1 protein-coding gene and 1 tRNA gene are annotated in these 677 nt (G+C 64.0%); one reads left to right on the top strand and one right to left on the bottom strand.

Features of this window, described 5'->3' with window-relative positions; translation table 11 throughout:
- Positions 1-23 precede the first annotated feature (23 nt).
- A tRNA-Phe gene (locus tag VXC91_RS46480) sits at positions 24-97 on the top strand.
- Between the two features lie 88 nt (positions 98-185).
- Here VXC91_RS46480 and VXC91_RS46475 read toward each other — a convergent pair.
- Positions 186-677: tyrosine-type recombinase/integrase (locus VXC91_RS46475; protein WP_329513348.1), on the bottom strand; the 492-nt coding region annotated here is incomplete at its 5' end.

Raw genomic sequence — 677 nt, 5'->3', positions numbered from 1 at the left:
TAAGGTTTCACGTGAAACCTTGCGGCTGGGTAGCTCAGTTGGTACGAGCGTCCGCCTGAAAAGCGGAAGGTCGCCGGTTCGACCCCGGCCCCAGCCACCGCCGCTGAACAGCGAAAACGCTCCCGTCGAGATCATCGGCGGGGGCGTTGCGTTGGTGTACTGACGGCAGTACGACGGCAGTGCGGTTACTCGAACAGCTTGCTGAGCTGGGTCAACGCCTTCCGCTTCTCCTCCGTGGACGCGTGGGCGTACACGCCGAGGGTGACCTGAAGATCACTGTGACCGGCAATCTCGCGGACAATGTGCGGCGCGACTCCAAGATCCAGGAGCAGGGAGACGAACGAGTGCCGAAGATCATGGAAGCGGTACTCATCCAGGCCGACTCGTTTCCGTGTGGCGCACCAGTGCCGATTCAGGTTCCTCGGGTCGACCGGTGAGCCCACAGCCGTCGTGAAGACATAGCCGGACTCCAGCCACTCGGCACCGCAGGCGTCCCGCTCCGCTGTCTGCTGCTCTCGCCGATCACGGAGGGCATCCACGACGAAAGGCGGCAGCGGGATCGTGCGGAGCGAGTACCGGGTCTTGGGAGCGGCGGCCCTGTCTTTAGCGGATGAGTCCGGTAACGCAGAGATCGCCGGTTGGGCCCACGAGATGCGTGCCTGGTTCGCACTGACGAG

This window comes from Streptomyces chiangmaiensis (genome assembly GCF_036281785.1).
Lineage (GTDB): Bacteria > Actinomycetota > Actinomycetes > Streptomycetales > Streptomycetaceae > Streptomyces > Streptomyces chiangmaiensis.
This window is presented reverse-complemented; position numbering and strand designations above follow the sequence as displayed.